Genomic DNA, 5,172 nt, shown 5'->3' on the forward strand with positions numbered 1-5,172 from the left:
AAAATAGAAAAATATATTGACAATAAAATTAAAAGTAATACAATCTAAATAAGTACGTGGTATATTATTCCACAATTTCTAAGATATTAATTTAAGACCCCAAAATAATTTATATGGCCTATTTTATAATTAACATTATTTAATTAACATTATTTTTTAACATAGCTTCACGAACAGGGCGATAAGTTTTCCGATGCAATGATGTAATTCCAAATTCTTGTAAGGCTAATAAATGTTTTTTGGTTCCGTACCCTTTATTATTTTTAAAATCATATTGTGGATAATCTCGATCAAATTTGAGCATTAAATTATCTCTTGTTACTTTTGCTAAAATTGAAGCTGCCGCAATTGATTGTGAAAGACTATCTCCTTTAATAATTGCTTGGTGATGATAAAATGGTCCTAACTTTTCTGCATCAGTTAAAATTATATCTGGTTTAACCATTAAATTATCAATTGCTTGTTGCATACCAATAATACTTGCTTGCTTAGGATTCAAAATTTCAACCATTGCAACAGAAATAATCTCAATCGTATAACTAATTGCAATAGACATAATTTCATCTGCTAATTTATTTCGTTGCTTTACTGTTAATTTTTTACTATCCTTAATTTCATCGTTAACATAATTTAGCGGTAAAATAACAGCGCTAACAACTAAAGGACCTGCTAAACACCCACGGCCAGCTTCATCAGTTCCTGCCATAATTGTTGTATTAGGATATGGCATTAAAATCTCTTGTTCAAATTTATTCATAATTAATTGTTCCTCTTCCAGGTGGAAACTCAAAAGACATTAAACCAAACTTATTATTTCATAAATTATTTAAAAAATCAGTAACAATATTATTAACATTATCTTCATCAACTTTATGAAAATGATTTTGTTGCATTACTAATAATAATTCAAAAAGTTTTTGTTCATCTGTTACATCAAAATTATCACTTGGTAAAAGATGATATTGCTTCGCTAACAAAGAAAAATAATATTTATGCATTCATTTTATTGCAGCTAAGCAAATTTCTTCTTTTGGTAAAATATCTTCTTTGATTGACCGTGTAAAAGCTAAATTCATTGCTACTTGTGGGTCATTAATTTTAGGCCATAAAATTCCCGGGGTATCAATTAAATCAATTTGATGATTTAATTTTAATCATTGTTGGCCTTTTGTTACACCTGGTTTATTGCCAACTCGAGTTGAATTTCGTTTTATTAAAGCATTAATAAAAGTAGATTTTCCAACATTAGGAATACCAATTACCATTACTTTTAGTTTTGGTGATTTAATTCCTCTATTTTGATCACGTTCAATTTTACCAGCTAAAACAAAATAAATTTTTTCAATAATTAATTTTGTAAGATTGCCATGCTTACTATCCAATGGTAAAACAGCAATCTGTTGCGATTGGTAATATTCAAGTCATGCCTTGATGGCAACTGGATCCGCTAAATCTTTTTTATTTAAAATAATTAACTTTGGTTTTAAACCACGTAAGTTATCAACCAATGGATTTGAAGAGGAAAACGGAATTCGACTATCAACAATTTCAATTACTAAATCAATTAATTTACTTTGCTCATCAATTTGTTTAATTGCCTTTGCCATATGGCCAGGAAACCAATGAATATTTGTTGTCATTTTATTTTCCTCCTTTTAATCTTTTTTTAATAATTTTTATCATTTTAAATAAAAATTATTTAACATAATCTTCAACTCATTCCAATGAAATTGCGGGAATCTTCTTCCCTTTTTTAATATCTTCTAAAAATTTAGCACATAGAAGTAAATTATCGGTTGTTTCACTATCAGGTAAAGATAAATTTGTTGTCATTAATTTAATAAATTCTTTAACAATTTGTTTTACTGATGATTTTGGTTGAATTCGAACACTATATGCTGTTTCTAATTTTTTTTGATATTTTGTTAATAACAATTGGAATGCTTTAATTGCTACTATTTCTGTATTATCCTCTATTTTAAAAATTCCTAAAATTTGTGTATTTCAATAAACATCTGGTTGAGAAAAATTAATCCCTGTAATTGGTACTGTGTCAATAAATTCAACATTATTATAACGATAAATTTTTTCACGGGTAAAAAATATTCCTCTTCCTTTTTCAAATGTTTCATTATTATCAAATATTTTTTCTAATAAAAGTTCTTTATTACTATCTGGTAAACTAATAATTAATATCTTCTTATTAGCATACTTTTTTAAAAGTTTCTTAAAATTGACTAAACACCGCTGATATTCTTTACTAGTTTGCTCTTCATGACATAATAACATTTGACAATAAATTTCTTGGCTATGATAATATTCCATTCATTTTTTTGTTTGCTCAACATCAGCTTTTTGTGTGTTTGAAAATAAAATTATTTTTTTCACATCATTTAATTTCGCATAATTTAAAAGATTAGCACCAGAATGTGCAATTCTTGCATCAACTACTTCAATAATAACATCAGCTGTTTCAGCAAGTTTATAAACCCTCTTATTATTTTTAATAAATTCTTTGGGAATTGAAAATTTCTTATCACACATAATTGTGTTTCCTCCTTGTGTTATTATTTTAATACAAATTAAAAAGACTTTATCAGTCTTTTAGGGTTATTTTGTTTTAATAATCTCTTTAATTCGAGCAGCTTTACCAGTTCGATTACGCATATAATAAATTCTAGCACGACGAACTCGTCCATATTTTACAATTTCAATCTTATCAATTAATGGCGAATGTAAAGGGAATTTTCTTTCAACGCCAGCTCTATTACTAATTTTACGAATTGTAACTGATTCTGCAATTCCGCTACCTTGTAACTTAATTACTACTCCTTCAAAAGCTTGAATTCTAAACTTATTTCCTTCCTGGATTTTATAATGTACTTTAATTGTATCTCCTGAAGAAAATTGTGGCAAATCACTACGAAGTTGATCTTTTGTAATTTCTTCTGTTAAATTCATCTTCATAACTGTTTTTTTCCTTTCTACGGTCGTTAAACCTTTTTTCGTTTTTAATTTTTTCTAATAATATTTGTTGTTCTGTGGTTAAAATTTTTTTTTCTAAAAGTTCGGGACGTTTTAATCAAGTTTTTTTTAATGCTTCATATTCTCGTCATTGGGCAATTTTCTGATGATGACCACTTAATAAAACTTCAGGAACATAATAGCCATCATATTCAACTGGTTTTGTATAAACAGGATAATCTAATAGATTGTTAGAAAAAGAATCATTGAGATGTGATTGTGTATTAATTACATTTTCACATAAACGAGTAACACTATCAATTACAACCATACTAGCTAATTCACCGCCAGTTAAAATATAATCACCAATTGATAATTCATAATCAATATAATATAAAATTCTTTCATCAAAGCCTTCATAATGCCCACAAACTAAAATTAAATCATTATCATTTGCTGCAAATTGTTGCACTTGTTCTTGGACATATTGCTTACCTTGTGGTGTTAACAAAATTGTTACACTGTCTTTTGTTTGGTGAGCTTTAATCGCTGCTACTAATGGTTCAATCATTAAAATCATTCCTTCACCACCACCATATTGGTAATCATCAACTTGATGATGTTTGTCAATGCTATAATCACGAATATCAACAATTTTAATTGCAATTAATTTTTCATAAAGTGCTTTTTTAATAATTGATGTTGTCATAAAATTATTGAACATTTCTGGAAATAAAGTTAATACTGTAAACTTTTTCATTTTAAATCACCTTTTTTAAAATAATTTCTTGTTGTTGCAGATCAACTTGTTCAACATATGCATCAACATTTGGAATCATCATTAATGTACCATCTATTGTTTTAATTTCAAAAACAAGATGTGCCTTAGTTTCAAATTGATTTACTAAAATCCCAATTTTTTTTTGATTATGAAAGACTGTAAAATTAATTAAATTTTCCTGATTAATAACTTCTGTATAATTCAAATTTGCTTTTTGAGCAAATAAATAGCATTCTTTAAAAGCTATTACCTCATTAATATTAGTAAACTCTTTAAATTTTAAAATATAATCTTGCTTAGTAGCAGTAATTTTAATTAATGTTACTGGCGTATACATCATTTGAACTTGAATAAACATTAATTTATTAAGCAATTTATTTATATTTTTAATGTTTATTAATAAAGTTGCTTTAAGTTCACCTTTAATTGCATGGGGCTTTTTAAGTTTAAAAATTTTTAACAAAGTTTCCATCTATAAAACCTCAAACTTAATATTAACTTTATTTTGATCAACATGTGCTCTAATATTTAATAAAGTTCTTAAGCTATTAGCAATTATTCCTGCTTTACCAACAACATATCCTAACACTTCTTCATTACACATTACTAATAAATTAATTTCTCCTACATTTGTCGATGGCATTTGACGAATTTCATAATATAATTCATTATCATCCTGACAAATTAACGGATTAATTAAATTTTTAAGTTCAGTAATATACATTAATTAACACCACACTTAATTACAACTATTTTTTGGCATCTGTTGTTGTCTTTGCCTTCGGTTTCTTTGTTACCTTTGCTTTTTTATCTGTTGCTGCCTTTTCTTTTGTACTCTTTGTTGTTTTAGCAGCATATTTTTCATTATGCAATTTAGTCATTAAGCCTTCTTTACTTAACAAATTACGAACAGTATCAGTTGGTTGTGCTCCTGTTAATAATCATTTGTAAGCAAGATCATGATTAATTTTTACATCACCATTAATAGGATTATATGTTCCAATTAACTCAATATATTCTCCATCACGTTTGACACGAACATCTGTTGCAACAATTCGGTAGAATGCTGCTTTCTTTTTACCTATTCTTTTTAAACGTAATTTTACCATTAATAATTTCCTTTCTAATTCTGCGTTCATGTTAAACTATAAAACTTAACATCCTTTATATAATACCTGAAATTAAAAAAGAGTCAAGTTTTTTAACTTAACACTTTATTTTTTGCTAATCATATTTTCCTTCTTCAGAAAAATCATTTTTAAAAACATTTAACACTGATTGTGGGATAAAAACATCTTTTTTATGTAATGTCATCCCTTTTCCACTAATTCCAAATATTTTTTCATTTACCCGTTTGTTTAATGTTTCGCCTTGATATTTAGAATGTAGCTTATTAGACTTCTTGCATAACCTAGTTATTTTAAAAT

Annotated in this window: 8 protein-coding genes and 1 pseudogene; all 9 read right to left on the reverse strand. The window is 26.7% G+C overall.

What is annotated here, in order from left to right; all coding sequences use genetic code 4:
- Positions 1–139: 139 nt before the first annotated feature.
- The gene (locus EHU54_RS04235) at positions 140–757 is read right to left on the reverse strand and encodes a ribonuclease HII (RefSeq protein ID WP_400249107.1); all 618 of its coding nucleotides are present in this window, start codon (positions 755–757) and stop codon (positions 140–142) included.
- Positions 750–1,640 (reverse strand): ribosome biogenesis GTPase YlqF, encoded by an 891-nt coding sequence (gene ylqF, locus EHU54_RS04240; RefSeq protein WP_400249109.1) that lies wholly within the window; start codon positions 1,638–1,640, stop codon positions 750–752. The genes EHU54_RS04235 and ylqF overlap by 8 nt, the downstream gene beginning before the upstream one ends.
- Positions 1,641–1,695: 55 nt before the next feature.
- Positions 1,696–2,544 (reverse strand): ribosome biogenesis GTPase RsgA, encoded by an 849-nt coding sequence (locus EHU54_RS04245; protein ID WP_400249110.1) that lies wholly within the window; start codon positions 2,542–2,544, stop codon positions 1,696–1,698.
- Between the two features lie 66 nt (positions 2,545–2,610).
- Positions 2,611–2,967 (reverse strand): 50S ribosomal protein L19, encoded by a 357-nt coding sequence (rplS, locus tag EHU54_RS04250; RefSeq protein ID WP_400249111.1) that lies wholly within the window; start codon positions 2,965–2,967, stop codon positions 2,611–2,613.
- Positions 2,921–3,724: a tRNA (guanosine(37)-N1)-methyltransferase TrmD gene (trmD, locus tag EHU54_RS04255; protein WP_400249112.1), complete on the reverse strand. Its 804-nt coding sequence runs from the start codon at positions 3,722–3,724 to the stop codon at positions 2,921–2,923. Before trmD ends, rplS begins: the two co-directional genes overlap by 47 nt.
- A 1-nt stretch (position 3,725) precedes the next feature.
- The gene (locus tag EHU54_RS04260) at positions 3,726–4,217 is read right to left on the reverse strand and encodes a ribosome maturation factor RimM (protein ID WP_400249113.1); all 492 of its coding nucleotides are present in this window, start codon (positions 4,215–4,217) and stop codon (positions 3,726–3,728) included.
- Positions 4,218–4,469 (reverse strand): hypothetical protein, encoded by a 252-nt coding sequence (locus EHU54_RS04265; RefSeq protein ID WP_126820775.1) that lies wholly within the window; start codon positions 4,467–4,469, stop codon positions 4,218–4,220.
- A gap of 25 nt (positions 4,470–4,494) precedes the next feature.
- On the reverse strand, positions 4,495–4,854 hold the full coding sequence (gene rpsP, locus EHU54_RS04270; protein ID WP_400249114.1) for a 30S ribosomal protein S16: 360 nt from the start codon (positions 4,852–4,854) through the stop codon (positions 4,495–4,497).
- 115 nt (positions 4,855–4,969) lie between these two features.
- A pseudogene (locus EHU54_RS04275) lies at positions 4,970–5,172 on the reverse strand (hypothetical protein); the annotation flags it as partial.

The organism is Spiroplasma sp. ald (assembly GCF_044714355.1).
GTDB lineage: Bacteria > Bacillota_I > Bacilli_A > Mycoplasmatales > Mycoplasmataceae > Spiroplasma > Spiroplasma phoeniceum.